Raw genomic sequence first — 26,983 nt, 5'->3', positions numbered from 1 at the left:
GCCGGGCCGGCACAGCGGCGCCGCCTCGACATCGGCCTCGGCCGCACTGCGGAACCACGGGACCTGGGGGTGCGGGCCGCAGCCCAGCGGCCGACGCGCGGTGCTCATGATCGGCCAGTTCCGCGGACCGCCGCCTGGCGCGGGTGAATGGCGCCCGCAGTCCCGGGGTGGTTCGCCTCGACTTGCAGGCGAAGGCGGGCGAGTCCGGGAGCAGATCGGGCTGCCTGGTCTCCAGGTGGAACGCGACGGCGTCGACGTGGCTGGGCAGCTGCGGAGCGACGACGGCCGCAGTGTCGGGCCATTGACCCAGCACCCTGCCCCCCAGCGGCCAGCGCGGCGGTCTTCACGCCGCGGGTGCAGCAGGCGCTGTCGGCGGGTGCGTCACGGTTCGGGCAGTCATGACTTTCCAGTGCCAAATGCAACCTGATCGGATGTCAAGTCCACCGTCGTCGGCCGTGGAGCGCTGTCATGACAGCGGGGCCTGATCGTGTGTGGTGGTGAAGCGCTTGCGGTACTCGGTGGGCGTGATGCCCAGATGGCGGGCGAAGACGCGGCGCAGGGTCTCGTCGCTGCCGAGGCCGCTGTGGTGGGCGGCGGAGGTGATGCTGTGTCCGTCGAGGAGGAGTTGCTGGGCACGGTCGAGACGCACACGCTCGACCCAGCGGGCGGGGGTGGTGTGCAGGTCGGTCTGGAACAGCCGGGTCAGGTGCCGGGTGCTGACGGCGGCGGATGCGGCCATGGCGGGCAGGCTGTGGTCGGCGGTGGGGTCGGCGAGCACGGAGGCGGTCAGCGTGCGCAGCAGGTCGCTGCGTGCGGGTGGGGTGGCCAGTGCGGTGGAGAACTGGGACTGGCCCCCGGGACGCTGCATGAACACGACCAGCTCGCGAGCGATGTCGCGGGCGGTGTCGGGGCCGTGGTCGTGTTCTACCAGCGCCAGCATCAGGTCGATGCCAGCGCTGATGCCTGCCGAGGTGATGTAGCGGCCGTCGTGGATATGCAGGGCGTCCGGTTCGACGTGCACGCGAGGGTGGCGGCGGGCGAGGGTGCGGGCGTGGCGCCAGTGGGTGGTGGCCCGGCGGTCGTCGAGTAGGCCGAGTGCGGCCAGGACGAAGGCGCCGCTGCAGACCGAGGCGACCCGTGCCGTCTGAGCGGCGAGGGCGTCGGCCGCGGCCAGCAGTTCCTCCTGGGGACCCTGGTCGGCGAGGTGGTCGGCCCCGGCGACCACGAGGGTGTCGACGGGCCCGGCATCGGCCGCGGCGGTGGTGCCCGCCAGCACCGGCCCGCTGGACGTAGTGACGTCACCGCCGCGGGGCGAGACCAGGGCACAGGTGTAGGGGTGCCCGAGCCGGCCGGCCTGGTGCAGCACCTCCAGGGGGCCGCTGACGTCGAGCAGGGTCACGCCGTCGAACACGAGGAAGGCGATCCGATGCGTCATGTCTGAATCTGTGGTTCATATGGCTGGACAGACATGGTGCCAGCCTACGGCACGGGCGAGGGTGGAGGAGTCCACCGACCAGGTGCCAAGGAGAGGAAACCCTGATGAGCGAGACGATCGCAGGTGTGCGGATCCCGGACAGCGCCCTGGCGCGTGAGGCGACCGAGCTGGTGCGCGAGGTCAGTCCGCCGCTGCTGTTTGACCACTCACGCCGGGTGTTCTTGTTCGGGTCGCTGCGCGGCGCCGAGCAGGGGCTGCACTTCGACCCTGAGCTGCTGTACGTGGGGGCGATGTTCCACGACCTGGGGCTGACGGAACGCTTCCGCCGTACCGACCAGCGCTTCGAGATCGACGGCGCCGACGAGGCCCGCCGCTTCCTGCAGACCCACGGCATCACCGGTGAGCCGGCCGAGCGGGTGTGGACGGCCATCGCCTTGCACACCACCCCGGAGATCCCGCTGCACATGGCTCCCGAGATTGCTCTGGTCACCCGCGGCGTGGAACTGGACGTCCTGGGCATCGGCTACCACGCGGTCCCCGACGAGCAGCGCGCTGCGGTGATCGCTGCCCATCCCCGCCCCGACTTCAAGAACCGGATCCTCGCCATGTTCACCGAGGGCATCAAGGACCGCCCGGACACCACGTTCGGCAACGTCAAAGCCGACGTCCTCGCCCACTTCGTCCCCGGCTTCCGCCGCGGCGACTTCGTCGACGTCATCAAGAGCTCCGACTGGGCCGAATGAGCCCCTCTGCTACGGACAGCGCAGCTCGGCGCGTAAGAACCACAGAGGTGCGGGCGGGCTGCCCGCGGATACGGCGACAGCGGACGCGGGGTGCCCGCTGCGCGCCCGCGCCGTGGGCGGCGTGGGAGAAGGAGGCCGTCCGAGGCGCTTGAGCTGTGGCTTCTCGCGGCCTTCGCGTCAGGTCCTCAGCATCGTCGTCCAGTTCGACCACGTCCGGGTCGCGCAGCAGCCTCAGGCCCTCGTGCGATACAGACTCGATGAGGCAGAGATGTAGGTACGAGCCGCAGGCTGTCCGAGGCGCGGTGGATCCGGGCTGGTCGCGTAGGCGTCCTGGCCGCGTCCGGGCCGAACTACCCCGCCGGCACCGGGGCGCACGACGACATCACGACCATCCGTGGCCTCTCCTCAGCAGCACTCGCCGAAGTCCGACGGATCGAACGTCGGAAGAAGTACCCGTGCGCCGGGCTCGACCGGCTCGGCGCTGGCGCCGGCGGAGCTTCGTCCACCAGCCGAATCGACGGCTGTGGGGGTACGAGACGGGCGGCTGCACGGAGTGGGCCTGCTGTGGCGACCCATGGCAGGCCCGCGAGTTCCTCGAAGGGGTGATGCTGGCGGTGTCCCGCCGCAGAGCGCGCGAACTCCGGGGCCTTGCAGAGGCTTTGGACCGGCAGTACTGATTTGAGGCGCACCGCCGTCACTGCTCGGGATCAAGGCTCCCGGTTCTCCGGCGGCGAGGTCTCCTTCGACGTGGATGTTCACGAGAAATAGCAGCAGTCCATGGGGGACAGCCCGCCGCTCGGAGGGCGGCGGGCTGCCGAGTAGGAACCCGCGGTCGTCAGTCGGCCTTGGCAGGCCTGCACTGGTCCGGTTCCGTGCAGCAGAACGGCAGGTCCGGTTGCTGGTTCGCTGCCTCAGCGCCCCACGTCTACCCGAAAAGCGGGTTGTGGAAGCGTTCGCGGAACGGTCGCTCTGACCGTTCCGCTTCTCCCGGAGGCCGACCAAGCCGGGCCGTGCGCGGCGGACAAGCTCAGGCGGGCAGCTTCGTGTCGACGACGAAGCTGATCTCGATGACCTGGCCGGGGAAGGTCAGCTCGGTGACGCCCAGGACCGTGCTGGCCGGGCGGTGGTCGCCGAAGTACGCCAGGTTGCCCTCGGCCGTCGCCGTGGCATTCTGCCGCAGGTTCACCACGTACAGGGTCTGGGAGACGACCTGGTTCCGGGTGACGCGGTAGTGGTTCAGGACCTTGTCCAGGTTGACGTAGGTCTGCTTCAGCTGGGCGGCGAAATCGTCCGCGTAGAGGAACTCGCCCACCTTGTCGAGCGAGAGCTGTCCGGAGACGTGGATCAGATCGCCGGACTTGATCGCCTGCGAGTAGCCGAAGTCGCTCTCGGCCGGCACGTTGTGGTTGAAGACATCGATGGTGGTCAACGGGGTTCGCCCTCCTGGCTTACTCTCTCACGGTTACTCAGAAACTGTAGGAGAGTGAAAGTCGACCTGGAAGAACGCACTTTTCGGTGACTGAGGAACCTGATGGTGACCAAGCAGCTGCTCAAGGGCCTGCCCGAGGACGCTGACCTGAGGCGCGCGGACTCCCTGGCGCGGGAGATCTTCTCGGACGTCGCCGACAAGTGGGCATTCCTGATCATTGAGGCGCTCGGCGAGTGCACCCTGCGCTTCAGCGAGCTGCGGCACGAGGTCGAGGGGGCGTCAGCCACAAGATGTTCACCCAGAACCTGCGCATGCTGGAGCGCACCGCCTGGTCGAGCGGACGGTGCACCCCACCGTGCCGCCGCTCTGCTGAACCTAGGTCTGGCTGGTCCACCTTCACCGGCCCCGGCACGCCACTGCGGTGGTAACGCCCGGATGCATGGACCACAACTGCGTGCTTGGTGACTTGGTGTGCTCGCGGCGGGCTCGCCTGCGTCCCGAGGATGCGGGGGTGGCCTTCGGTCTGGCCCTGCCCGCCGACCCCGGCCTGAGCATCTGCCTCTACACCACCGAGGCGGGCTCCGCCTCTAGGCCAGGCCCTCAGCCGAGCCGCGTCAGCAGTGGCCCCGGCCGGCCCAGCGCACGACATGACACCCCTCCGGGCCAAGAAAGACCCGCGCGCACATCCGCAGCACGAATAACGCATTTGTCCCAGTAAGGAACAAACGTCTTGGCCAAGGGCTCGGGCACATCGAGGCGTTGGCCAGTGGCTACCGCCACGTCCCAGGCGTGGATGGCGAATTCCGTGATGAGGATTCCACCAAGTGCTTCGGCGGGCATGGGGCGGCCCACCGAGGCCCGCCTCTCCCTGCCACGCCGCCGGCTCGGACCAGGCTCTGGCCGCCGGCTCCGCCTGGCTGTTCACGAGCCGGGCCCACTCCGTCTCCGGCCGCCCGGCAAAAAGGGGCACCGGGTTCGCAGCCAGCAGGGCGGAATCCCAATCCGTGCGGGTGCCCACATCCCGTGTCAGCACGAGCATCATCGCGATGTGATTGACGAGGTCTTTCACCCTCCATTCCGAATCCGGAGTCGGATTCTCGTACTGGTCCACCGGCGTACCGCCGACAGCGTCGGCGACCAGGCCGATGCTCTGCGCCAACTGTTCCGCTCTGGCCACTGGCACCATGAGAGGTCCTTCCTTCGTGGCGCCGCGAGGCCGCACGCCTCGCGCGCGGATGGACATACCGCGGCTCGCCCCTCGCCACGTAGGCCTTCGGCCTAGTCGATGAAGACGCTCCAGGCGACCGCGTTGAGGTTGTCACGCAGGAAGATGTCGGTTCCTGCCAGGCGCTCGTCCCAGGAAGGCATCAGCTCCGCCGCGTGCGTGACGACCGCGTCCATCCAGACCTTCAGTTCGGCCTGTCGGTTGTTGTGCGGCACCTTGGCGGCGGCTGCGGCTTCCTTCAGGTCGACCGTCCGCAGCGCCTCGGCGGCTGCGGTGCGCAGGTCGCGGATGAACTCGCGGTTCGTCGCGACATCCTCGGGGGTGCCGGGCAGCGCCATGTGGCCGGTCACGATGGTGTCGAAGTCGTACTCGAGCAACTCGTCCATGGCGTCGTAGTACGCGGGCACGTGCGCGGAGAAGTACAGCCGGAAGAACGGTGCGCTCTTCGGCGCGAAGCTGTCCATCGCTCCCAGGAGTCTCTGCTCCGGGAGGTGGATGAACAGGTTGCCGGCCACGTGCCAGTCCCCCGTGTAGTCGAGGACGAACCTGACCCCGTCGATGTCCATCTCCTGGTGCCGACCGCTGAAGGTCTCGGTGGGCAGCGGGCGCCGGTCGTCCTTGGCCTCCTTGATGAGGTCGCCGGTGATCTCGTGCGCGATGATCTTCAGGCCGTCCCGGTTCAGCAGGTGAGCGGCCCCGATGTGGTCGGCGTGCGCGTGGCTGTAGATGAGGTGGGTGAGGGGCTTGGGGGTGACCGACTCCATGGCCCCCAGCAGTTTGTCCCCGAGGAACGGCGAGGCGTCCACGAGGACGACGCCGTTCTTGGTCACCAGGAACATCGTGTTGATCATCCCTTGCGTGACGAGGTAGACATCGCCGCCCAGGTCAGTGACGGCATACCCGGTGGACTCCGGAATGTCCGGCCCGAGGGCGAAGTCAGGCACGGGCTTGAACTCGGTCACGGTGATCTCCTTTGTGCGGTCCGTCCAGCGGACGGCGTGGCGATGCGGCTGTGAACGGAGCATGTTCGGGGCCCGCTCGACCCCGGGAGTTCGAGACCCGGGACGGCGAACTCGTCGGTGGCGGCGATGGGCGTTCCGGCCGAGTCGGAGCCGGTCAGGCGGGCGGCGATCTTGTGACCCATGCTCCGTCGGCCGGCTGGACGGTGCGGGCACGGTCCCATTGCGGAGCCCCGCCGTACAGCGTCGAAGAGGCCGGCGGTGTGACCGTATCCGGAGTTGAAGGCGATGCGCGGCTGTACAGAAGTTGCCGGAGGCGTCGAAAGCCTCGACTCTCTAATGGTTTCCAATGTAGACCACGTCTCCTTTGAGGGGCCCAGTGCCCGATGGAGTCCCACAGCGGCGGCTTCTTCAGGGGTCGTCATTTGGTCACCGCCAGGGCGCGCGCGGCCCGAGCTCGCAGCGGTCGCCAGATTGCACAACGGAACTCGCATCGCCCTCGGCGGGCGGGTGACTCGTTGGCCTGTCCTTGTCCGTCGCCGACGAGCGGGCCGAGCGGTTGCCGGTGACGGACACCGCCATGGTTTCGCGGAGCGGCCGACAACGACATCACCTGAATATGTGATCGGCCATCCAGGCGCAGCGTGGCCCCTCCGGCGGCTTTCCCTGCCGGGTCTTGTGCGGGCGGATATGAGGCTGAGCGGGCCGCGGAACGCCGTCGAGTGGAGGACGGGACGGCGTCGGGGCCGCTGTCTCCGGCAGCACTCCTGAAAGCCCCGTTCACTCCCCGACTCGTGCTGCCCTCACTCAACGGATCAGCCATCTCCGCTGCGGCAGACGGTTCGACGGTCATTGCCAGCTGCCTGCGTCACGCAACAGCTGTCGGCCGATGGCTGGCATCGACGCGGGGCGATCGGTTTATTCCACATCCGAGGACGTGCCGCCCGGGTCCACCACAGGGTTCGGAACCTCCGAGCGCATCCACCCTTCGGATCGAAGGACAGGTGGCCCGTCACCCGCCGCGACGTGGGGAAATCCGTCAAAAACCCCGAGACTCTGGTCGAGCGAGACCACGCCGTCCTCCGGCCGTTCATCGGTCCGCTTCCGAGCCCGGCCGATCTCGGCCTCGTCAGGGGTGAAGGGAGGTGGGGCCGTTGTTCACCGGTGATTCGATCACCGACTGCCAACGGCTGGAGAGCGAAGACGGTCTCGGGTTCGGCTACCCGCTGCGCGTCGCGGGCGAGTGGGGACTCCGGCACCCGAACCGGCCCGTGACCTGGCTGAACACCGCGAACGCGGGCGACAAGGTGATGGACCTCGAAGCCCGCTGGCAGACAGACGTACTCGATGCCCGCCCGGACGTGGTATCAATCCTCGTCGGGGTCGACGACATGGGCTGGCACACCCTGGACCGAAGGGGTACGTGATCCCCGTGGAGGAGTTCGAAGCGAGTTATGACCGCCTGCTCGCGCCCCTCGCCGAGGCGGGCACAAAGCTGATTCTCATCGAGCCGTTCCTCACACTCGCCCGCAAGTGCGGCGCGCAACTGCTTGCCGCCGACCGCATGTTCGCCAAGCTCGCCGCGACGACCGGGCCGGAGTACTGGGCCGCCGACGGCGTACATCCGACGCCGGCCGGTCACGCCGCACTCGCAGCGGCCTGGCTGCGCCTGGTCGCGTGACCAGGCCTCGCGATCACCCGCAACACCGGTGATCCATGGACACGCGGATGTGGGACGCGCTGGTCAGCACGTGAAGAACGTGTACACCACCGGCCGACCATCAGGCCGCTGGCGCGCGGCAAGCAGGTCGGCGCCGACGGGGTGATGCTCGCCCGGGAGAGGCACGACATCGCCACCGCCACCAGGCCGAGGCCGTCGCTCGTCCACGTCTCTCCTGTCAGTGAGTCAGGAGAAGTTCTCGGTACAACGGTGAGGGTCCCTGCGGACCAAGCCGCCGGAGACTGGTGCGGTGCCGAGGTCGCTGTCGCCGTCCTCGTGGCGCAGCACCCAGTCGTCGAGGTCGAGGGCCGTCTCCAGCGGTTGCCTGGCCATGTGGGCCCGCAGGCTGGTCACCTCGGCGGCGGCTTCGCCCGAGCGAGTCTCCTCGGGGGAGAGCAGTTCTTCCCGGAAGGCCGTCTCGGGCATCGCGAACCGCATCCGAGCGGTGTGGGGAGTCACGTACAGGACCTCGCCGATGAGCTGCCAGTCGGTGCCGCCCATCCGCTCGAACACGGCGGCGGCTTCGAAGAACCGCTGCGCGGCGGCGAGCACTCGGGCGGCATCGGCCAGCACAGTGCCTGGCGCACGGGTGGTGCCGTCGGGGTTCAGCTCATGCTCGCCGATGGGGACGGCGGCACGCGCGAGGTCGGCCAGTTCGCATGCTTCGTAGGCCATCACCAGCCTCGCTCGCGCCGCGTCCGTGTAGGGCGCGGTGGCTCCCGCGCCGCTTTCGGTCATGTCGTCAGCCTCCGTTTCGGACGAGGGGCGGTGATTACTGCGGCTCCCCGTGTGGTCAGCCGCGCAGGAAATACAGGACGGTCGTGATCACGGCGGTCGCCGGGACGACGCCCCGAGGCAGCCAGGCGGGAAGACGACGGGCGAGATGGGCGTCGGCGAAGCCCCCGGCCACGGCGCCGACCAACATGGCGGTGAGGAACAGCACCTCGCGCTGAGATAGATGGCCGCGAGCTGGGCGATCCGCATCGGTTTGCCGACCGCGGCGTCAAGGCCGAGGCCGATGCTCCACAGGGCCAGCATCAGGATGCCTACGGCTCCGCCGAAGTATCCGCCGTACACGGCGAGGACGAACTGTCCGATCAGGACGGCTCGTGAGTTCAACACGCTGTCAGCGCCTTCGTAGACGTAGGCCCGAAAGCGGCGACGTCGCGTCGGTACACCCACGCGCCGGCCACGGCGCCGGGTACGCGGAAGGCCCGTGACACTGCGTTCGCCGTCACCGGTGGCAGGCCGAAGGCGACGAGAGCGGGCAGCGCCACGAACGTGTCCCCACCCCCTATGGCGTTCAGGACTCCGGCTGCGACACCGGCCAGCAGGACGAGGGAAAACTCGGTCACACACCGAGCATCGCTCCGTGACGCGTGGGTTCACAATGCGTGATCGGCGTACCCAGCCTAAGCCTGTGCCTTAGCCTGAGTCGGTGCGCTATGACCTGGACGACCTGCGGCTCTTTCTCCACATCGTCTCGGAGGGGTCGATCACGGGGGGCGCTCATCGCATGCACCTGAGCCTGCCCTCGGCCAGTGCCAGAGTGCGCTCGCTGGAACACCACGCCGGCGTGGCACTGCTGATCCGTGGCCGCCGGGGCGTGCGGCCCACGCCGGCGGGGACGGCCCTGGCCCGGCACGCACGCGACGTACTCGCCCAGACCGTACGGCTCGAAAGCGCCGTCGCGAGCTACACCCGGTCCCCGTCCGCTCCCCTGACCCTGCTCGGTGGCGGCTCCGCGATGCACCGGCTCGTGCCGCAGGCCCTCATCTCGTTCCTCCGCGCCCACCCGGACATCGACGTCACAATGTCCGAGAGTCGCACCCCCCAAACCGTGCGGATGCTCGCCGACGGCGAAGCGGACCTGGGGGTCGTCCTCGACGACGAGGCCCGCGACTGCGGCCTGCACATTGAGCCCCTCGGCGACGACTCCCTGGTCGTGATCGGCCAGGCCGGAGGAATCCTCGCCGGACGGACCGCGCTGACCTACAGCGAGGTCGCCGAACACCCTCTCGTCGGCCTCGACGCCGAATCCTCGCTGCGCCGCTGGATCGAGGAACACCTCGGACCGCACGCGCCGGTGGTACGCCACCGCACCACGGTCGCCAGCTTGAGCGTCCTCGTCTCCCTCGCAGCCGCCGGCGTCGGGCTCGCCGTCGTACCACGCCGCGCCATCGACCCCCACCAGCCCCTCGACGTCTGCGAACTGGGGGACCCCTGGGCCCGCCGCCACCATCTACTGGCCTGGGGCGTCAAGGATCGCACCGCGTCGACGGCCACCACGGCACTCGCCGAACACCTGCGCCACGCCGCCCTGTCCGAGCCTTCATTCCGCAACGCACACGCACACGCACGCGCAGACGCAGACGCGGACGCGGACGCCGTCGGTCAGCAACCCTTCCACGACGGCTGACCGAACATCACACGTTGGCGTTACATGTCTGCTCGACGAAGCTATGCGAGAGCAGGGCCATCACGCCGCATCCGTGTCGCGTGACCACTCTCAAAATCCCGTGGCAGGTCACGATGGGCAGGTGGCACACTGACCGTGTCAGAGGGGCGTAGCTCAGCCCGGCCAGAGCAGCGGACTCCAAACCCGCGCGCCGCAGGTTCACATCCTGCCGCCCCTGCCAGTCGCACCTCCTGGAGCGCCGAGAACGGGTCATGATGTGCTCGTGTGGGCGGCCAGCTGTCCTTGTGGCCCCCGGCCGGCGAGGTGTTCAATCTGTCTCGGAGAGCAGCGGTGTCCCGGTAGTTCGGCGCCAGTAGGGCGGTGCGGCCGAGAGATCGCGCAATGCGTTGGTCACACAGTGAATCTCTCCTCCCACGGTGCCGACGGCATGGGCGTAGTCCCAGTCCTCCACCCAGGCGACCCGGGTGCCGATGGCCGACAGCGCTGTCTCGGTGGCGCGTTCGAAGACGTCCCGGCCGTCGGGGCCGGCGTGGGAGTGGGGGGCCGGAGCAAGGTAGGTGCGGGTACCCGTGGCGACCCCGTTGGCGATGGCGGGCAGGCGGTTGGCGACGATGTCCTGGCGGGGATAGCCAGGGACCTCGAGACGGGTGAAGATCGCCGGTGCAGGCACGATGTCCTGGTTGCTCAGGCCGAGTTGGCCGGCCAGCAGGTCCAGTGCCCGGTCTATGCCGGCCGTGGCCAGATGGTTGCCCTCGAGCACGGACTTTTCGCGGAGCAGGCCGCTCGCCCCGGCCTTGCGCAGGAGGTCCGTGCCCAGGGCCGGGTCGGCGACGACGGCGGCCCAGCCGCGTTCGGTGTCGGCGGGGACGAACGAGAGGAACTCGTCGATGTGCCCGACGGCCAGCCAGCTGGTGTCGACCGCCAGCGGTGACTGTTCTCGCTGAGCCTGAAGCAGCTGGGTGAAGGTCGGATCCGGGGCGGCCTGTCCCCCGTCGGATCCGTACAGCACCCGTCCCGGGGGGAAGCGTTTGTCGGGCGGCGCGACCAGGAAGTTTCCGGTGGAGCTGAACGAGCCCCACAATTTGCTGCGTTCGCTGTCGCCGACCCGGCCGGTGTCGTACTGCTGCACGGCGGCGGTGCCCGGGCCGCGCAGTACGGTGAACGCGGAGCGTCCGGCGTCGCGCAGCGGGAAGGCGCGGGTGCTGCCCTCGGGCATCACATCGCTCGAGCGCAGCAGCACCCGCATGCGGCGCGGTGTGCCGGCGGGGCCGGGGACCTCGAAGTAACCGGTGATGAACTGGTCGCGCATCCAGCGGTCGCCGCCGGTCGGATACTCCAGCAGGCGGTCGTTCAGCCCGGCCTCGGCCAGGGCCGCGCGGAGCCGGCCGCGGAAGGTCTTCTCGCCCTTCTCGACCGGGCGGGCGGGGACATCGGGGTCGTGGCCGTGGCGCTCGGCACTCTCGGGGGTCGTGCTGTTGTCGCTGATCACCATGCGGTCGACGGGCAGCAGGTCGTGGGTGAGGATCAGTGGCGCGACCCGGAGCCGCGCCGTGTCGCGGGTGACGCGGTCACCGTCGACGACCTCGAGGGTGACGTCGATCAGGCCGTCGAAGACCTTCGGGTCGCGCACCAGGTCGCGGGCTTCCAGCGCCAGATCGACACCGGAGCGCAGTTCGTCGGCGGTGAGCCGGGCGTCCGTTCCGAGCGGCGTGGGTAGTCCGCCCTCGTGCCGTCGGAACAGGCGTGTGTAAGGGGCGGCCGTGTGATTCACGCTGATCCTGCCGTACGCTCCAGGGCCCAGTTTCGGCAGGGCGGCCAGCCGCAGCGGAGCCAGGTCGAGGGCGTCGCGGGCGCCGTTGACCTGCTCGTCGGCCGCGTCGTTGCACGCGGCCAGGGCGTCGTCGCCGAGCCGGGATCCGTTGTCCCCGAGGGTTGGGCAACGGTCGGCGCTGTCGTCCAGGTTGGGCATGACCAGCGCGCCCCGGCCGTCGCTCCAACTGCCGCGGCCCGGGAGGTCGGCGTCGGAGAGCCGGCCGTCACGGTTGGTGTCGGCGATCAGGGTGACGGCGTGGGGTGCGGCGTTGACGCTGGGCAGGTGGACGGCGGTACCGGCGAGGGTGACCACGGCGATGGCGGTGGCGCGGAGCGGCCGGGATGCACTGCGAGTCGAGGCGATGTTCGGCATGGCCCCAGCATTCGACGCGAACATCGGGTGGCGCATCGGCGCGTTGGCAGATGTTGCGGCCTCGGTCTCCGGTGAGATCTCTGCCATTCGGCAGAGGCGGCCCGACCTGCGGCGTCGATAAGCTGGCCGGATGCGTGGCGCGGAAGTGGCCTGTGGTGTCGCGGCGGCCGCCGTGGCCGTCGCGGCGGTCGTCGCACTCCCTGAGGCCGGACCCCTGATCACTCTGCCCGCCGTGGCGGCCGCCGGCTCGGCGCTGTTGCGACGACCGCGCTGGGGGGCGTGGGCCGCCGTCGTGTCGGTGGCTGCCACGGTGGCCTACCGGGGGCCTGCCGGGGGCCTGCCGGGAACGAGACCGGGCCATGGTGGCTCGTCGAGACGGCCGGGCTGCTCACCCTGCTGGTACCGGCCGCACACGCCGCCGAAGGCCGCCGCGGGTGGGCGTTGTGTGTGCTACCGGCGACGACGGTCACCGTCCTGCCGCTGCGCATCACGCCAAACCTGGAGCCACCCGCGCAACCGGCCGAGACAGCGGTCATCTGCGGACTGGCCACGATCGCCGCCCTCGCCACTCTGCTCGCCGGCCGGTATCTGCGCGCGCTCGACCGGAGGCGGGCCGGTGCGGTGGCGGAGGCCAGGCGGGCCCAACGCCTCGCGCTGGCCCGGGACCTGCACGACTTCGTGGCCCACGAGGTCAGCGGAATGCTCACCCAGGCGCAGATGGGCCAGGTAGTGGCGGCAACGGATACACACCAGGCGGTGGCCACGCTGCGGCGCATCGAGGAAGCGGGACTGCGGGCGATGGAGACCCTGGACCGGACCGTGCGGATGCTCGACGAAGAGACGCATGGAGGTGAGTGCGAGCAGCCCGCCCTGGCGGAGCTGGCCGCAGTGGTGGCACGGTTTCGTGAGGGAAGCGCCGCGCAGGTGGAACTGGACCTCGACCCGCGCATACGCGAGGTGCCGACACTGGCCTACCGGATGGTGACGGAGGCCCTGACCAACGTGCGGCGCCATGCCCCCGGTGCGACACGGATCCGGGTGGCGGTGCGCCGTACAGGCAGAGCCCTGTCGGTGAGCATCGTCAATGACGTCCGCGACATCAGCGCGTCCGGAGGTGACGCGCCGACCGGACTGCCGGGTGGCGGCAGGGGGCTGGCCGCCCTGCGCGCGCGGCTCGCGGCTGAGGCGGCCACACTCACCGCCGGACCGACGGGGACGGGCGGTTGGCAGACGGCGGCCAAGTGGCCCGACAGCCGCATCGAAAGGCGGACAGCGCAGTGATCCGGGTACTGATCGCGGACGACCAGGAGTTGGTGCGCCACGGGTTCCGGATGGTGCTCGACGCTCAGCCCGACATGATGGTCGTCGGGGACGTGGCGGACGGAGTGACCGCGGTCGAGGTGGCGCGTCGACAGCGTCCGGACGTCGTTTTGGCCGACATCCGCATGCCCGGCCTCGACGGCCTCGAAGTGGTCCGTCGGCTCGTGCCGGAAGGCCATCGAGTCGTCGTGGTCACCACATTCGACGACGACACCTACCTCGGTCCCGCCCTGCGCGACGGAGCCTCCGGTTACCTGCTGAAACGCTCCGGCCCCACGATGATGGTGGAAGCCGTACGGGCGGCGATGGCGGGCGACACCCTGATCAGCCCGTCGCTGACGGTCCGCCTGCTGCGTGGCCTGGCGTCGCCGGTCAAAGCGTCCGTGCCTGACCGCTCGTTGCTCACCGCACGGGAGACGGAGGTGGTACGGCTGGTCGCCCGGGGACTCACCAACGCGGAGATCGGGGCCGTGTTGCATGTCTCGCCAGGCACGGTCAAAAACCCACATCGCCGCCGTGCAGCGCAAACTGAACGCCCGCAACCGGGTAGCCGTCGCCGCCTGGGCATGGGCCTCGGGGCTGGCCGACCCCTGTCAACCGCAGGCCGGTCCCGGACGGGCGTGAACCCGTCCCGGCGGCGGACGGCCGATCAGGAAGGGGACGGGGAACGAGTGTGGTCCCGCCCGTCCAGCGAGCAGGTGTTCAGGAGGGTCGCGGCGTCCGCCCCGGCGGGCAGGCCGACGGTCCGGGAAGAGGGCGGTCGATGGCCTGCGGTGAGCCAGCTCTCGAGCGCCGTGAACGCCGTTCGGTGGCACGGGGTGAGGGGACGGAGCCGGTCCGGGAACATGTCGACCAAGGAGTCGGTGTGGGTGCCGCCCTCGATGCGGTAGTAGCGGTACAGGTGGCCGCGGCCGGCCTCGCGCACCATGCGGGCGTAGACATCGGAGTCCTGGCTGATCGGCAGCAGAACGTCCAGCGTGCCCTGCACGGTGATCAGCGGCCTGCCGATCCTCCCGGTGAGTGCGATTTTCTCCACGGCCTGCCTGACCTCGTCCGGACGCGCCGCGTAGTCGTAGTCGGTGTCGCAGGCCGGAGTCCCCGTCGGGCAGTACGGGGTACCCGCCTCGGCCGCCCCGTCGAAGCCGGGGTCGATTTCCTCGCGGTAGATGCGCTGGGTCAGATCCCAGTAGAACTGGTAGTAGTAGGGCCAGAGGAACTCCGACCCGGCCGGGAACCCTGCGGCGTGCAGGGCTTCTCGCGCCTGCCGGGCGCCCTCGCCCCCGGCGGCGTACACGGGGTAGTGGCGCAGCGCCTTGGGCAGGAAGCCCAGCAGGTTGGGTCCGTCGGAGCGCCACAAGGTGCCCTCCCAGTCGACTCCCCCGTCGTAGAGTTCGGGGTGGTTCTCCAGCTGCCAGCGCACCAGGTACCCGCCGTTGGACATGCCCGTCACCAGGGTGCGGGAGGGCGGGCGGTGGTAGCGCTGGGTGACCGTGGCACGGGCGACCCGGGTGAGCTGGGTGAGGCGGTCGTTCCATTCGGCTATGGCGTCGCCCGGTGCCTTCCCGTCCCGGTAGAAGGCGGGGCCCGTGTTCCCCTTGTCGGTGGCGGCGTAGGCGTAGCCGCGGGAGAGCACCCAGTCGGCGATGGCCCGGTCGTTGGCGTACTGCTCACGGTTGCCGGGGGTGCCGGTGACCACCAGACCGCCGTTCCAGACGTCGGGCAGGCGGATGACAAACTGGGCGTCGTGCCTCCAGCCGTGGTTGGTGTTGGTCGTGGAGGTGTCGGGGAAGTAGCCGTCGATCTGAACGCCGGGGACGCCGCTGGGGACGGCCAGACGCTCCGGTGTCAGCCCGGCCCAGTCGGCCGGGTCGGTGTGTCCCGAGGCAACCGTGCCCGCAGTCGTCAGCTCATCCAGGCAAGCCGACTGCTGACGCTCGGCACCCGGTACGCGTATCTTCGCCAGGTGCGCGCAGTGAGCGCCCGGGTTTCCTGGTGCGGCCGTGGCCGCCGTGGGGGCGAGCAGGAGAGCGGCCAGGGCGAGGGCTGTCGGAACACTCCGTCGCCGGATACATGGTGTGGAGCTTGGAGAGAGACGCATCGGTGTGCCTCCGAGAGTGTGCAACGATGCGCGCGAGGCTATGAGGCCCGACGTGCCCCGGTACATAGGTCTGCCGACCACCATCCATCTCCTCACAGTGGTTCGGAACTCCACCTCCTGGGCTCGCGCCGCGAGGGACGTGACCGGCCTCCAGGTCCGCGTCCGGGGCGTCCATGGTGACCGCGGCGGGCGCGTGTCCGGCAGGTACCTCGACCTGCGTCTCGCCACCGGCGACCCGGATGGCCGGCGCTCCAGCGGCCGGTCGAGGTTCCTGCGGGTGCCCGAGCGGTACGACTCCGATGCAGCGGCCGTGGTGGTCGAGCAGACGCCCCATGTGCTTGACCGCCCGCAGTACCACCGAGCGGTCCGACACGGTGAGGCGCGGCAGCTTGCGCGACAGGTGGGCCTCAAAGGCGTGCACGTCGCGCAGGTCCCGCAACCAGACGTCGATCACCAGATTGTGCGGGCCGGCCGTGATCGCGCATGAGCAGACCTCCCGCACCTCGGACAGTACCCGGCTCATCCCCTCCACGTGCTGGCCCGGGACCGATGCGAAGTAGACGGCGGACAGCGGCCATCCCGACAGCGGCCGGGCCAGATCGCAGCGCAGGCTCAGCCGGGACGTCAGCAGAGATTGCAGCCTGCGGCGCACCGTGGTCAGACTCGTGTCGGTCGCCGCCGACAGGTCGCGGCACGCCCCACAGGACCGACACCACCGTGGCGGCCAGGGCCAGCTCCAAGGTGTTCGGGAGTCGTTCCTTGATGAGCTCGAGGACCGGCATACCGTTGTAGACCGAGAGACCGAAGTCACCGTGGAGCAGCCTGCCGAGCCACAGCAGGTACTGCTCGGTGACCGGTTGGTTGAGTCCGAGATCCTCCGCCAGCCGTGCCCGGGTCGCCGCGTCGGAGTACGGTCCGGCCAAAACGTCCGCCGGATTACCCGGAAGCAGCCGGACGAGCCCGAACGCGACGACCGACAGGACGAACAGGACGGCCAGTCCACGAAGGACCCGTCGGGCGACGAACGGTGGGTACTGCGTGCGGTCCCATGCGGGATACGTACTGAGTACGGCGGATGGTGAGCGGTACCTTGCCCATTCGGATACGGAGGGCGAAGCCACTCGTCCCGCTCAGCGGACCCCCTGTGCGTCGGGAGAGCGCGGCACTACGGCTCTGTGCCAAACAGCGGGCCAGCCGCCGGGGGCAAACCACGCGCCGGCGGGTGTGGTGGGACTGCGTCGACCAGGAACGGCGGATCGCGCGTTGCCCCGACAGGTGTCGGCATCCCGAGGGGAGGGTGTCGGGCGCCTGATCGTGTGTCAGCCCCGGGCCGCGATCGCCAAGGCGGTGGAGGTATGCGGCCGCGCCGAACGAGTCATCGTCAAGGCCTATGGACGGGAGCCGCACCGACCCAGCGGTGATAGGCATCCACGTCGACGTTGCTGCCGCACACGATGGTGACCACGTGTCGGCCGGCGAAGCGGTCGCGGTCTTCGAGGATCGCCGCGATGCCGAGCGCGGCCGACGGCTCGACGACCAGGCCGGCGTGGTCGAGGAGCATCCGCATACCGGCGATGATCGACGCCTCCTGGACCAGGACGGCGTCGTCGGCGACCAGCAGGAGGTCGTCCAGGACGGCCGGGATGGGACACCGGCCGGCGACGCCGTCGGCGATGGTGTCGGTCGAGTCGGTGGTGACGACGCGCCGCCAGCGCCACGAGTGTGTCATCGCCGGTGCGCCCAGCGGCTGGACGCAGATCACCTCGGCTTCGGGCGCCATGGCCTTCACCACATGACCCACGCCGGTGGCCAGTGCCCCGCCGCCGAGAGCGATCAGCACGGCGTCGAACGACGGCGCGGCGTCCACCAGCTCCAGGCCGATGGTCGCCGCGCCCTCGCAGGTCTCGAGGTCCAGGCTGTCCTCGACCAGCCGGATGCCGTCGCGGCGCGCGATGGCCGCGGCCCGCTCGCGCGCCATCTCGTGGTCGCCGTCCACCAGTTCCAGCCTGGCGCCCAGTGCGCGGATGCGGTCAAGCTTGGCCACCGTCGCGAAGCGGGATGCCACGACGGTGACGTCGAGCCCCCGGCCGCGACCGGACCAGGCGAGGGCCTGGCCGAGGTTGCCCGCGCTGGCGCACACCACGGCTCGCGAGCCATGGTCGGCGAGCAGGCTCGCGACCACCTCGGTGCCGCGGGCCTTGAAGCTGCGGACCGGGTTCGCCGTTTCGAGCTTGATGCTCACCGTGCACCCGAGGGCTGGCTCCAACGCCTCGCAGCGGTACAGCGGGGTGTCGAGAAAAATCGGGTCGATCACCCGGCGAGCCGCCCGGATCCGAGCAGTGTCGAGGCGTGTCTCCTGCATGGCACAGCAGCGTAGCGCCGCCGGCCATGTTCGATGCGTTGATCAAGCGCCCGGGTCGGGGCGGGCCTGGTCACGATGGCCGCGGATGATCTCCGCGTAGCGGTGGCCGGTCCCCTTGATGGTGCGGGCCTGGGTGCGGTAGTCGACGTGGACGAGCCCGAAGCGCTTGTCGTATCCGTAGGCCCACTCGAAGTTGTCGAGCAGCGACCAGGCGAAGTAGCCGGCGAGCGGGGCGCCCTTGCGGGCTGCCGAGGCGCAGGCCACGAGGTGTTGGATGAGGTAGTCCTGGCGCTCGGGGTCGTCGACGGTGCCGTCCGGGCGTATGACGTCGGGGTAGGAGGAGCCGTTCTCGGTGACGTACAGCTTGCGGGCGCCGTATTCGTCGGTCAGACGCAGCAGGAGGGTTTCGATGCCGGTGGGGTCGATCTCCCAGTCCATGCCGGTGCGGGGCACGTCCGGGCGGCGGATGCCGTGGGCGTGGGGGGCCGGGGCGGTGGGGGCGTCGGTGACAGTGACCGGGAAGTAGTAGTTCAGGCCCAGCCAGTCCAGGGGCGCGGCGATGGTCTCCAGGTCGCCGGGTTGTTCCGGCAGTTCCACCCCGTACACCTCGCGCATGTCCGCGGGGAAACCGCGGCCGTGGACGGGGTCCAGCCACCAGCGGTTGGTGTGGCCGTCCAGGCGCCGCGCGGCCGCCAAGTCCTCGGGCCGGTCGGTGGCGGCGTGAACGGTGGAGAGGTTGTTGACGATTCCGACCTCGGCGCCCGGTGCGGCGGCCCGGATCGCCTGGGTGGCGAGGCCGTGGCCGAGCAGCAGATGGTACGAGGCGCGGACGGCTGCGGTCAGATCCGTAAGGCCGGGCGCCATCACGCCGTCGAGGTGGCCGATCCAGGCCGAGCACAGCGGTTCGTTGAGCGTGGTCCAGTGGTGGACCCGGTCGCCGAGGCGGCCGGCCGTCGCCGAGGCGTACGCGGCGAAGTGCTCCGCGGTGTCGCGCACGGGCCAACCGCCCCGGTCCTGGAGCACCTGCGGAAGGTCCCAGTGGTACAGGGTGACGGAGGGGGTGATGCCCGCTTCCAGCAGACCGTCGATCAGCTCGTCGTAGAAGGCCAGTCCCTTGGCGTTGACCGGCCCGTCGCCGCCCGGCATCACCCGTGGCCAGGCGATGGACAGCCGGTAGGCGTTGGTGCCCAGCTGCTTCATCAGGCCGATGTCCTCGCGCCAGCGGTGGTAGTGGTCGCAGGCCACGTCGCCGTGGTCGTCGCCCGCGATCCTGCCGGGGGTGTGCGAGAAGGTGTCCCAGATCGAGGGCGACCGCCCGTCCTCGGCGACGGCTCCCTCGATCTGGTAGGCCGAGGTGGCCGTGCCCCAGAGGAAGTCGTGCGGGAGGGCGGTGAGGTCCAGGAGTTCGGACACGTACGTCCTTTCGGAGAGGGGATGGCCGGTCACTTCACGGCTCCGGCGGTGAGTCCGGCGACGAGATAGCGCTGTAGCAGGAGGAATCCGGCGACCACGGGGACGCTCACCACGAGGGAGGCGGCCATGATCTGGTTCCAGTAGACGTCGTTCTGGCTGGCGTAGCCCTGGAGGCCGATGGCGAGGGTGCGGGTGGTGTCGTTCGTCATCACGGATGCGAAGAGCACCTCGCCCCAGGCGGTCATGAAGGCGTAGACGGCCACGGCGACGATGCCGGGGGTCGCGGCCGGGACGACGACCCGCAGCAGCGCGCCGAGGGGGCCGCAGCCGTCCACCAGCGCGGCCTCGTCCAGGTCGCGCGGGACCGAGTCGAAGTACCCGATGAGCATCCAGATCGAGAACGGCAGCGAGAAGGTGAGATAGGTGAGGATGAGGCCGCCGCGGGAGCCGAAGAGGGCGATGCCGGTGGTGTTGCCGATGCTGACGTAGATGAGGAACAGGGGCAGCAGGAAGAGGATGCCGGGGAGCATCTGTGTGGAGAGCACGGTGACGGTGAACACGCGCCTGCCCCGGAAGCGGTAGCGGCTGACCGCGTAGGCGGCGAAGACCGCGATCACCACCGAGCAGACCGTGGCCGCGCTCGCCACGATGGCCGAGTTCACGAAGTAGTCGGCGAGCGGGACGGTCGACCAGATGTCGATGTAGGGGCGGATGGTCAGCCCGCTGGGGAGCCAGCGGAATGTCCCCGACACGTCCTGGAGCGGCTTCAGGGAGCTGGAGATCATCACGTACACCGGCACCAGGACGAAGCCGGTGAGCAGGGTGAGGAAGATCCGGCGGGCCCAGAGGAAGGACCTCGGGGCGGCCATCGGTGAGCGGGGCTTGGATGTGGCGCTAGACATCGGCCGTCTTCCTTCGTCGGGAGGTCAGCAGCAGGTAGACGCCCGTCACCACGAGAAGGAAGAGCAGCAGGAGGACGGACATGGCGGAGCCGGTGCCGAAGTTCCAGGTGACGAACGACGACTGGTAGATGTGGATCGAGATGAGGTCCGCGGCCTCCGGCGCCGCCTTGCCGAACAGCGCGAACGGCGTGTTGAAGTCGTTGAACGTCCACAGGAACAGGACCAGCACCAACACCTGGTTGACCGGACGCAGCGAGGGCAGGGTGATGTGGCGGATCTGCTGCCACATACCCGAACCGTCGAGAGCTGCCGCCTCGTAGAGCTCCCGGGGGATGTTCTGGAGGCCGGCCATGACGATGAGAAACGCGAACGGCCAGCCCTTCCACACCGACACGGTCAGCAGCGCGATGAAGCTGTTGTCGCCGATGAGCCAGAAGGAGGGCTTGTCGGCGAGGCCGAGCTGGTCGTGCAGGACGTGGTTCACCAGGCCGTTGTCGTGCTGGAACATGAACGCCCAGGTGATGACGGCGGTGTATACGGGGAGCGCGTACGGGATGAGGAACAGGGTGCGCAGGAGGCCGCGGCCGCGGAAGGTGTCCTGGAGGAAGATGGCGGTGGCGGTGCCGAGCAGCCAGCACAGTCCGACCGACAGCAGGGTGAATCCGCAGGTGACCAGGAACGAGTGGAGCAGCGCCTCGCCGACCGGCGCGTCGAAGTCCACCGAGAGCTGGTAGTTGTCGAAGCCGGACCAGGGGGCGGTGGTCCAGTCGCGGATGAAGAACTGGGTGAGCTCCTTGAAGCTCATCAGGATGCCGATCGCCATCGGCACCAGATGGACCAGGAGTTCCAGCAGCAGGGCCGGCAGGAGCAGCAGATACGGCAGTGCGATGCGGCGGATCCGCCCGGTGCGGCGCGGGCCTCGCGCCGCACCGGGGGATGTCCCCGGCGCCGCCTGCTGGTCGACCTGTGCGGTGGCGGTCGTGGTGGTCATGGGGATGTCCGCGGTCACTTCGCCGGCATCTGCTGCTGGGCCTTGTGGAGCCGTGCCTTCACCGACTCTGTGGTCACGGCGCGCCCGGCGGCGGCGTCGGCGAACAGCTCCTTGACGGCTGTGCCCACCGCCGTCTCGAACTGGGACTCCTGGGGGACCTGCGGCAGCGCCTCGGCGCTCTTGGCGAGGGTGTCGCGCAGGACGGTCGTGGCCTGGGTGTTGAACGCGGGGTCGGACTGGGCGGCCTTGACCGGCGGGATGGAGCCGTACGCCGTGTTGAGGATCTTCTGCTCGGCGTCGCTGGTCATGAACTTCACGAACTTCAGTGCGCCGTCGTGGTTGTCGGTGTTCTTGAAGACGGCCATGTTGATGCCGGCGACCATCGAGTTGACGGAGGTGCCGGTGCCGGGGGTGCCGGAGGGGGTGGGCGCCGGGGCCACGCCCCACTCGTCGTCCTTCATGCCCAGCGATTTGAAGGTGGCGGAGGCCGTCTGCCACAGCACCATCGCGGTCTTGCCCTTGGCGAAGTCGCTCAGGGACTGGTTCTGGGCGTATTCGGCGTTGCCCGGCGGGATGGCCTTGTCCTTGGCCATCAGGTCGACGTACTGCTTGACCGCGGCGACCGCGCCGTCCGAGGTGAAGTCCGGCTTGCCGTCGGCGGTGAAGAAGTCAGCGCCGTGCTGCTTGGCGAAGACGAAGGCGTGGTGGATGTTCTCCGACAGGTTCGCCCCCTCGGCGCCCAGCGCCGCCGCGCCGTGCTGCTTGATCTTCTTGGCGTCCGCGACCAGCTCGTCCCAGGTGGCAGGCGGCTTGGCGATGCCCGCGTCGGCGAAGATCTTCTTGTTGTAGTAGAGCGCGTACGCCATCGAGTACAGCGGTACGGCGGCCGGGTCCTTGCCCTGCGCTCCCGTCGAGCCGAGGGCCGAGTCCACGAAGCGGTCCTTGCCACCGATCGTGCGGAAGTTCTCGGCGTCCCATGGCAGCAGGGCCCCGGATGCCTGGAGTGAGGCGCTCCAGGTGTTGCCGATGTTCAGCACGTCGGGGCCCTGGCCGGAGGTGGTCGCGGTGAGGATCCGGTTCAGCAGCTCCGACCAGGGCACCACCTCCAGCTTGACGGTGATCCCGGTCTGCTCTTTGAACTTGTCGAGTTCGGGCTGGAGGACCTTCTTGTCCACGTTGATGCTCGCGCCCTGGTTGGAGGCCCAGTACGTGAGCGTCTTCGGCGAGTCGTTGGACCCGTTTCCGGCCGTGGACGAACCGCCTCCGCAGGCCGTGGCGGCAATGGCGAGTGACAAGGTGACGGCGCCGATGGCCGCGGCTCGGATGCTGCGCATGGCTCCAGGTGTCCCTTTCCGGGAGTCGAGTACGCCGAAGAGGGCCCGGGCACGTCGATGTGCGTTCAACTCCCGAAGCCTCTCATGGCTTAATTTACGACGTGAGTTAAACCTCAAGAGATAGGCGCGTCAAGAGATCCGGCAGTAGGTATCTTGTTACGCGGAGCCGGGACTTGAGGAGGTCAGGTGGCTGCACACAACAGCCGCACGGTGCGTGACCTGCGGCGGGAGAACCGCACCGCCGTGCTGCGCCGGTTGTTCTTCGACGGGCCGATGAGCCGCCTCTCGCTTGCCCCCGCGACCGGGCTGAGTTCGGGCTCCATCAGCAATGTGGTCACCGAACTGCTCACCGAGGGGCTGGTGGAGGAGGCCGGAAGCGTCGACTCCGACGGCGGCCGCCCCCGCACGCTGCTGCGCATCGCCCCGCGCAGCGGCCATTTGATCGGGGTGGACGTCGGCGAGACCCGGGTCCGCGTCGAGCTGTTCGATCTGTCGCTGGCCGAACAGGGCCGCGCGGAACGGCCATTGCCCACGCGCGGGACCGCCCGCCCGGACCGCTACGACAGCGAACTGATCGCGGGCCACATCCGAGACGGCATCACCGAGGTCCTGAACACTGCCAGGCTCACCCCCGGGCAGATCCTCGGTGTCGGCATCGGCACCCCCGGAATCATCGAACACTCCGAGGAGGACGGCGCGGTGGTGCACTGCACCCCGATCGGCTGGGAAGCGGTCCCGCTGGAACGGATGCTGCGCCGCCCTGGCCATCTCCCCCAACAGGTGCCCTACTTCATCGAGAACGGCGCCAAGACGCTGGGCCAGGCCGAGATGTGGTTCGGCGCCGGGCGCGGTGCGCGCAGCGCGGTGGTCGTCCTCTTCGGATCGGGCGTCGGCGCCTGCGTCGTCACCGATGACGTCGAGCACGGCCGGGCGGTGGAGTGGGGCCACCTCACCGTGCGGGTGCGGGGCCGGCGGTGCCGCTGCGGGGCGCTGGGCTGTCTGGAAGCCTACGCGGGCGCGGAAGCACTGCTCGAACGCTGGCAGGAGGCGGGCGGGCAGCCGCCGCCCGACACCGACGAGGAGACCGCCCTGACGGCGATGCTGGCCAGCGCCTACCCCCCGGACGGCGCCGGTCCCACGGACGGCGCCAATCCCACGGCCGGAGCTGACGGTGGCGCCCCGGACCCGGTGGCGGCCGCCGTCCTCGACGAGACCGCGGAGTACCTGGGCGCGGGGCTGTCCGACCTGATCAATCTCTTCCAGCCCGAGCGCATCCTCGTCGGCGGCTGGGCCGGTCTCCAGCTCGGCTCGCGTTTCCTGGAGTCGGTGCGCCGCCACGCGCTGTCCTACGCGCTGCCGTACCCCTCCGGACGTGTCGGCATCGACTTGGGCGCGCTGGGGCCTGACGCGGTGACCGTCGGCGCCGCGACCCTGCCGCTCGCCGACTTCTTCGCACGCGGCGGGCGCCGCCTGCCCGCGCCCCCCGTGCCGGAGCCGGCCCCCGGGTGGCGCACCAGCCTTGGCACGCGACTGGTGTGAGGGCTACGCCGACTCCCGTATCACCAGCTCCGGTTCGAAGAGGACCGAGGTCGGCTCGGTGCGCATGCCCCGCACGTGTTCGTCGAGCAGCCGGGCCATGGTCGCCGCCATGTCCTCCACCGGCTGGCGCACCGAGGTCAGCGGCGGCCGGCAGGTGGTGGCCACGCTGGAGTCGTCGAAACCGATGACCGCGACATCGTCCGGCACCCGTCGGCCGCGTTCCCTCAGCACCTGGCAGACCCCCTGCGCCATCAGGTCGTTGGCAGCGAACACCCCGTCCACATCGGGATGTTCGGCGAGCAGTGCCGTCATCGCCGTCACCCCGCTGTCCAGTGTGAAGCCCCCCTCGGCCACCGGAACGTACGGATGGCCCCCGCGGGCCATGGTGTCGCGAAACCCCGCGAGCCGCTCCTGACTGGCGGACACGGTCGACGGCCCCGACACGGTGGCCACCCTCCGGCACCCCCGGGCCAGCAGACGCTCGGCCGCGAGGCGGCCGCCATCCCAGTGCGCAAGGTCCACATGGCTGAGCGCGACCGGCCGCACGGGCCGGGCGAACAGCACGGCGGGCAGTCCGGCCTCGGCCAGCAGCGTGGGCAGCGGATCGCCGGAATGGGTGGACACCACGAGGGCGCCGTCCGCGTTCCCCTGCCGCAGATACCTCAGCACCTCCTGCCTGGCCTCGGAGGACTCGGCGAACATCAGCACCGGGTGCATCGAGCGAGGCCGCAGAAATCCGACCACCCCACCGACCACCCGGCCGAAGAACGGGTCGGTGAACACCCGCGCGGCGAAAGCGTTCTGCTCCTTCTCCGAGGACTCGCCGACCCCGGAGACAACGAGCGCAACGGTCCCGGTTCGCCGGGTCACCAGCGATCTGGCCGCCCGGTTGGGCGTGTATCCGGTCCTCTCGATCGCGAGGCGCACCAGGTCCTGGATGGCCGGATCCACATTGCGGACACCATTGACGACCCGGGAGACGGTCGCCCGGGAGACACCGGCCTCCCGGGCGACATCCTCCAAGGTCGGGGCCTGTCGGTTCATGCCCGCACCCTAATGGCAGCGCGCTCTGCCGTCATAGAGCGCTCTCCCGCCCCGCCACGGGTCAGCGGTAGACGCCGAACTCGTAGAGCGAGTAGCCGTAGCCGGTGCCGCGGGCCGTGCCATGGACACGGACGTAGCGGCCAGTGCCCGAGACGTCGAAGTCGTCGACGCCGCCGTTGCCGTCGGTCACCTCACGGACGGTCCGCCAACTCTGGCCGTCATCGGAGGTCTGGATCGTGTACGCCTTGGCGTACGCGGCCTCCCAGGCCAGCTGCACGTGAGTGAAGGCGGTGGACGCCCCGAGGTCCACCTGGAGCCACTGCGGATCGCTCCAGTCGCCGGCCCATCGGGTGTCCATCTTGCCGTCCACGGCGTTGGCGGCGGTGCAGGGGCAGTCGCCGCCGCCCGTCTGGTGGGAGGAGGCGGTGGCCGACTTGCCGAGGGCCACATTGGTGCCGTTCACGGCGGGTGGGACGATCCGTACGGAACGGGTCTCGATGCCGACGTTGCCCTTGCCGTCGGTGGCCTTGACATAGACCTTCCACACGCCGAGCCGGTCCGGCGCGGTGACCCTCAGCCGGCCGCCGCCGAGGTCGGTGGCGGGCAGCGGGGTGAGCTTCTTGCCCTTGTCGATGTACATGCTGCTGCCCAGCACCTGGTAGGAGATGGCGTCGCCGTCGGGGTCGGTGGCCTTGGCCGTAAGGGTCAGGGGGCGGCCTGCCTCCACCTTGGTGGCATCGCCGTCCACGGCCAGTCCGGAGAGGACCGGTGGTGTGTTGTCGCGCGAGGTGTCCGCGCCGTACGCGTTCTTCACCGCGTAGTACGACAGCCGCTTCTGTCCGGCGGGCAGCAGGTTGAACCAGACGCCGCCGAAGTCGTCCTCGGTGCCGTAGTGGAACATCGTGGCGCCGAGCGCGACGCCCTTGTGGCCGGTGACGCAGTTCCACGCCTTGGCGTAGCCCTCGGCCTTGGCCCGGTCGGTGGGCTCCTGTGGCACGCCGTTGGGGTCGTCGGGGACCTCCCACTCCCCCGCGGGGCCGGTCTCGGTCACGATGTACGGCTTGGTGTAGCCGCCCTGTTCCCAGGTGGCCTTGATGTCGCAGACGGCGTTGTAGGAGTTGACGGCGTACAGGTCGAGGTCGGGGGCGTTCTTCCGGTAGTACGGCCAGGCGCCGGTCCACGCGTCGGTGGAGGTGACCGGGTGGTCGGGGTCGATGCCATGGATCTTCTTGGCGATGTCGTTGACGAACGTGGTGTAGGCGTCACGCTGTCGTTCCAGCTCATCGCCGGTGTAGCAGTTCTGAAGGCCGAGTACCGACTCGTTACCGACGTTCCACATCAGCACGCCCGGGTGGTCCTTGTAGGCGGAGACCCACGTGGGGAACTCGGCGAGCATCTGGTCCTTGTAGGCGGTGTCCGTCCGGTAGTTCACACAGCCGCCGCTGCCCGGCCCGCCGCCGGGTTGTAGCCAGAAACCGGCGATCACCTTGATGCCGTGGGCGGCCGCGGAGTCGAAAAGGGGTTTGCTGGTGGCGTCGGTGCCCCAGGTGCGGATGGTGTTGACGCCCATCGACCGCAGGTCGGGCAGGTAACGGTCGGCGTCCGCGATGGCGGGGCCCCAGGTGAGGCCCTTGATCTGATACGGCTGGCCGTCCACGGTCAGCCGCCAGTCACCGGGGGCTCCGGCGACCTTGACGACGCTTCCGGCGGCGTGTGCCTGCTGGCCGGGCAGCGCGAGGGCGCCGGCAGCCAGCAGGCCGGCGGTGAGGGGCGCCGCGATGCGGCGTGGAACGGTACGGGTCCGGGTCATGGTCGGGTGTCTTTCGGAGTGTGGGGAAGTGGGGGGAAGCGGAAGTGGCCCGGCC

At 69.7% G+C, this 26,983-nt stretch carries 23 protein-coding genes, 1 tRNA gene and 2 pseudogenes; 10 read left to right on the top strand and 16 right to left on the bottom strand.

The features are described 5' to 3' along the window. Nucleotides 1-466: 466 nt before the first annotated feature. Complete coding sequence (locus ACZ4WQ_RS37210; RefSeq protein ID WP_398375155.1) at nucleotides 467-1,435, bottom strand: GlxA family transcriptional regulator; 969 nt, start codon at nucleotides 1,433-1,435, stop codon at nucleotides 467-469. A gap of 104 nt (nucleotides 1,436-1,539) precedes the next feature. Here ACZ4WQ_RS37210 and ACZ4WQ_RS37205 point away from each other — a divergent pair, with 104 nt between their 5' ends. After that, nucleotides 1,540-2,178: an HD domain-containing protein gene (locus ACZ4WQ_RS37205; RefSeq protein WP_398375153.1), complete on the top strand. Its 639-nt coding sequence runs from the start codon at nucleotides 1,540-1,542 to the stop codon at nucleotides 2,176-2,178. Between the two features lie 1,027 nt (nucleotides 2,179-3,205). Here the strand turns inward: ACZ4WQ_RS37205 and ACZ4WQ_RS37200 are convergent. Further along, nucleotides 3,206-3,607, bottom strand: coding sequence for a RidA family protein (locus ACZ4WQ_RS37200; RefSeq protein ID WP_311724145.1), 402 nt, complete (start codon nucleotides 3,605-3,607; stop codon nucleotides 3,206-3,208). Between the two features lie 102 nt (nucleotides 3,608-3,709). On the opposite strand from ACZ4WQ_RS37200, the pseudogene ACZ4WQ_RS37195 reads away from it, so the two are divergent. Continuing rightward, nucleotides 3,710-3,971: pseudogene (locus ACZ4WQ_RS37195) on the top strand (winged helix-turn-helix transcriptional regulator); the annotation flags it as partial. A 914-nt stretch (nucleotides 3,972-4,885) separates the two neighbouring features. Here ACZ4WQ_RS37195 and ACZ4WQ_RS37190 read toward each other — a convergent pair. Beyond that, nucleotides 4,886-5,794, bottom strand: a complete 909-nt coding sequence (locus ACZ4WQ_RS37190) for an MBL fold metallo-hydrolase (RefSeq protein WP_398375152.1) — start codon at nucleotides 5,792-5,794, stop codon at nucleotides 4,886-4,888. A 1,151-nt stretch (nucleotides 5,795-6,945) separates the two neighbouring features. On the opposite strand from ACZ4WQ_RS37190, the gene ACZ4WQ_RS37185 reads away from it, so the two are divergent. Next, nucleotides 6,946-7,218 carry a GDSL-type esterase/lipase family protein gene (locus tag ACZ4WQ_RS37185; protein WP_398375150.1) on the top strand — a complete coding sequence of 91 codons (273 nt, stop codon included), beginning with the start codon at nucleotides 6,946-6,948 and terminating at the stop codon, nucleotides 7,216-7,218. Continuing rightward, on the top strand, nucleotides 7,215-7,472 hold the full coding sequence (locus tag ACZ4WQ_RS37180) for a hypothetical protein (protein WP_468022743.1): 258 nt from the start codon (nucleotides 7,215-7,217) through the stop codon (nucleotides 7,470-7,472). Before ACZ4WQ_RS37185 ends, ACZ4WQ_RS37180 begins: the two co-directional genes overlap by 4 nt. 225 nt (nucleotides 7,473-7,697) lie before the next feature. Here ACZ4WQ_RS37180 and ACZ4WQ_RS37175 read toward each other — a convergent pair whose 3' ends face one another. The 3 genes from ACZ4WQ_RS37175 to ACZ4WQ_RS37165 form a co-directional block, all read right to left on the bottom strand. Then, complete coding sequence (locus tag ACZ4WQ_RS37175) at nucleotides 7,698-8,249, bottom strand: hypothetical protein (RefSeq protein ID WP_398375148.1); 552 nt, start codon at nucleotides 8,247-8,249, stop codon at nucleotides 7,698-7,700. Between the two features lie 55 nt (nucleotides 8,250-8,304). Then, nucleotides 8,305-8,436 carry a hypothetical protein gene (locus tag ACZ4WQ_RS37170; protein ID WP_398375146.1) on the bottom strand — a complete coding sequence of 44 codons (132 nt, stop codon included), beginning with the start codon at nucleotides 8,434-8,436 and terminating at the stop codon, nucleotides 8,305-8,307. Nucleotides 8,437-8,626: 190 nt separating this feature from the next. Beyond that, complete coding sequence (locus ACZ4WQ_RS37165) at nucleotides 8,627-8,788, bottom strand: hypothetical protein (RefSeq protein WP_468022749.1); 162 nt, start codon at nucleotides 8,786-8,788, stop codon at nucleotides 8,627-8,629. Between the two features lie 161 nt (nucleotides 8,789-8,949). Here ACZ4WQ_RS37165 and ACZ4WQ_RS37160 point away from each other — a divergent pair, with 161 nt between their 5' ends. Together ACZ4WQ_RS37160 and ACZ4WQ_RS37155 are read left to right on the top strand one after the other, a co-directional pair. Continuing rightward, nucleotides 8,950-9,930: a LysR family transcriptional regulator gene (locus ACZ4WQ_RS37160; protein ID WP_398375143.1), complete on the top strand. Its 981-nt coding sequence runs from the start codon at nucleotides 8,950-8,952 to the stop codon at nucleotides 9,928-9,930. Between the two features lie 142 nt (nucleotides 9,931-10,072). Further along, nucleotides 10,073-10,150, top strand: a tRNA-Trp gene (locus tag ACZ4WQ_RS37155). 87 nt (nucleotides 10,151-10,237) lie between these two features. Here ACZ4WQ_RS37155 and ACZ4WQ_RS37150 read toward each other — a convergent pair. Continuing rightward, complete coding sequence (locus ACZ4WQ_RS37150) at nucleotides 10,238-12,115, bottom strand: protein-arginine deiminase family protein (RefSeq protein ID WP_398375141.1); 1,878 nt, start codon at nucleotides 12,113-12,115, stop codon at nucleotides 10,238-10,240. Nucleotides 12,116-12,562: 447 nt separating this feature from the next. Between ACZ4WQ_RS37150 and ACZ4WQ_RS37145 the strand changes: the two genes are divergently transcribed. Further along, on the top strand, nucleotides 12,563-13,396 hold the full coding sequence (locus ACZ4WQ_RS37145; protein WP_398375140.1) for a sensor histidine kinase: 834 nt from the start codon (nucleotides 12,563-12,565) through the stop codon (nucleotides 13,394-13,396). Between the two features lie 50 nt (nucleotides 13,397-13,446). Then, nucleotides 13,447-14,059: pseudogene (locus ACZ4WQ_RS37140) on the top strand (LuxR C-terminal-related transcriptional regulator). A gap of 25 nt (nucleotides 14,060-14,084) precedes the next feature. Here the strand turns inward: ACZ4WQ_RS37140 and ACZ4WQ_RS37135 are convergent. Next, nucleotides 14,085-15,533 carry a 3-hydroxybutyrate oligomer hydrolase family protein gene (locus ACZ4WQ_RS37135; RefSeq protein ID WP_398375138.1) on the bottom strand — a complete coding sequence of 483 codons (1,449 nt, stop codon included), beginning with the start codon at nucleotides 15,531-15,533 and terminating at the stop codon, nucleotides 14,085-14,087. A gap of 193 nt (nucleotides 15,534-15,726) precedes the next feature. On the opposite strand from ACZ4WQ_RS37135, the gene ACZ4WQ_RS37130 reads away from it, so the two are divergent. Beyond that, nucleotides 15,727-16,020, top strand: coding sequence for a hypothetical protein (locus ACZ4WQ_RS37130; protein WP_398375229.1), 294 nt, complete (start codon nucleotides 15,727-15,729; stop codon nucleotides 16,018-16,020). Here the strand turns inward: ACZ4WQ_RS37130 and ACZ4WQ_RS37125 are convergent. The 6 genes from ACZ4WQ_RS37125 to ACZ4WQ_RS37100 form a co-directional block, all read right to left on the bottom strand. Beyond that, complete coding sequence (locus tag ACZ4WQ_RS37125) at nucleotides 15,941-16,654, bottom strand: ABC transporter permease (RefSeq protein WP_385338087.1); 714 nt, start codon at nucleotides 16,652-16,654, stop codon at nucleotides 15,941-15,943. The two genes, ACZ4WQ_RS37130 and ACZ4WQ_RS37125, sit on opposite strands and share 80 nt — an antisense overlap. 260 nt (nucleotides 16,655-16,914) lie before the next feature. Further along, on the bottom strand, nucleotides 16,915-17,895 hold the full coding sequence (locus ACZ4WQ_RS37120; protein ID WP_398375136.1) for a threonine/serine dehydratase: 981 nt from the start codon (nucleotides 17,893-17,895) through the stop codon (nucleotides 16,915-16,917). Nucleotides 17,896-17,937: 42 nt separating this feature from the next. Next, entirely contained in the window at nucleotides 17,938-19,308 is a 1,371-nt protein-coding gene (locus ACZ4WQ_RS37115; RefSeq protein WP_398375134.1) for a GH1 family beta-glucosidase, read from the bottom strand. A 29-nt stretch (nucleotides 19,309-19,337) separates the two neighbouring features. Beyond that, complete coding sequence (locus ACZ4WQ_RS37110; protein ID WP_311724130.1) at nucleotides 19,338-20,210, bottom strand: carbohydrate ABC transporter permease; 873 nt, start codon at nucleotides 20,208-20,210, stop codon at nucleotides 19,338-19,340. Further along, a complete protein-coding gene (locus ACZ4WQ_RS37105) occupies nucleotides 20,203-21,201 on the bottom strand; it encodes a carbohydrate ABC transporter permease (RefSeq protein WP_398375132.1) in 999 nt (332 codons plus the stop codon). Before ACZ4WQ_RS37105 ends, ACZ4WQ_RS37110 begins: the two co-directional genes overlap by 8 nt. Nucleotides 21,202-21,215: 14 nt before the next feature. Then, nucleotides 21,216-22,535 (bottom strand): ABC transporter substrate-binding protein, encoded by a 1,320-nt coding sequence (locus tag ACZ4WQ_RS37100; protein ID WP_385338098.1) that lies wholly within the window; start codon nucleotides 22,533-22,535, stop codon nucleotides 21,216-21,218. A gap of 186 nt (nucleotides 22,536-22,721) precedes the next feature. On the opposite strand from ACZ4WQ_RS37100, the gene ACZ4WQ_RS37095 reads away from it, so the two are divergent. After that, nucleotides 22,722-24,074, top strand: coding sequence for an ROK family transcriptional regulator (locus ACZ4WQ_RS37095; RefSeq protein WP_468022742.1), 1,353 nt, complete (start codon nucleotides 22,722-22,724; stop codon nucleotides 24,072-24,074). 3 nt (nucleotides 24,075-24,077) lie between these two features. Here ACZ4WQ_RS37095 and ACZ4WQ_RS37090 read toward each other — a convergent pair whose 3' ends face one another. Both ACZ4WQ_RS37090 and ACZ4WQ_RS37085 read right to left on the bottom strand, forming a co-directional pair. After that, entirely contained in the window at nucleotides 24,078-25,118 is a 1,041-nt protein-coding gene (locus ACZ4WQ_RS37090) for a LacI family DNA-binding transcriptional regulator (RefSeq protein ID WP_358842794.1), read from the bottom strand. A gap of 61 nt (nucleotides 25,119-25,179) precedes the next feature. Beyond that, a complete protein-coding gene (locus ACZ4WQ_RS37085; RefSeq protein WP_468022741.1) occupies nucleotides 25,180-26,928 on the bottom strand; it encodes a discoidin domain-containing protein in 1,749 nt (582 codons plus the stop codon). Between the last annotated feature and the right edge of the window lie 55 nt (nucleotides 26,929-26,983).

This window comes from Streptomyces sp. NPDC028305, from assembly GCF_055569495.1.
Note: the sequence above shows the minus strand (reverse complement) of the source record. Positions and strands in the feature narration are given on the sequence as shown.

Coding starts and splice junctions, on each gene's coding strand:
- ACZ4WQ_RS37110 (WP_311724130.1), bottom strand. CDS start 20,210: ATGTCTAGCGCCACATCCAAGCCCCGCTCACCGATGGCCGCCCCGAGG.
- ACZ4WQ_RS37105 (WP_398375132.1), bottom strand. CDS start 21,201: ATGACCACCACGACCGCCACCGCACAGGTCGACCAGCAGGCGGCGCCG.
- ACZ4WQ_RS37150 (WP_398375141.1), bottom strand. CDS start 12,115: ATGCCGAACATCGCCTCGACTCGCAGTGCATCCCGGCCGCTCCGCGCC.
- ACZ4WQ_RS37210 (WP_398375155.1), bottom strand. CDS start 1,435: ATGACGCATCGGATCGCCTTCCTCGTGTTCGACGGCGTGACCCTGCTC.
- ACZ4WQ_RS37175 (WP_398375148.1), bottom strand. CDS start 8,249: ATGACCGAAAGCGGCGCGGGAGCCACCGCGCCCTACACGGACGCGGCG.
- ACZ4WQ_RS37090 (WP_358842794.1), bottom strand. CDS start 25,118: ATGAACCGACAGGCCCCGACCTTGGAGGATGTCGCCCGGGAGGCCGGT.
- ACZ4WQ_RS37120 (WP_398375136.1), bottom strand. CDS start 17,895: ATGCAGGAGACACGCCTCGACACTGCTCGGATCCGGGCGGCTCGCCGG.
- ACZ4WQ_RS37205 (WP_398375153.1), top strand. CDS start 1,540: ATGAGCGAGACGATCGCAGGTGTGCGGATCCCGGACAGCGCCCTGGCG.
- ACZ4WQ_RS37085 (WP_468022741.1), bottom strand. CDS start 26,928: ATGACCCGGACCCGTACCGTTCCACGCCGCATCGCGGCGCCCCTCACC.
- ACZ4WQ_RS37100 (WP_385338098.1), bottom strand. CDS start 22,535: ATGCGCAGCATCCGAGCCGCGGCCATCGGCGCCGTCACCTTGTCACTC.
- ACZ4WQ_RS37170 (WP_398375146.1), bottom strand. CDS start 8,436: ATGTTGGTCGGCGCCGTGGCCGGGGGCTTCGCCGACGCCCATCTCGCC.
- ACZ4WQ_RS37135 (WP_398375138.1), bottom strand. CDS start 15,533: ATGCGTCTCTCTCCAAGCTCCACACCATGTATCCGGCGACGGAGTGTT.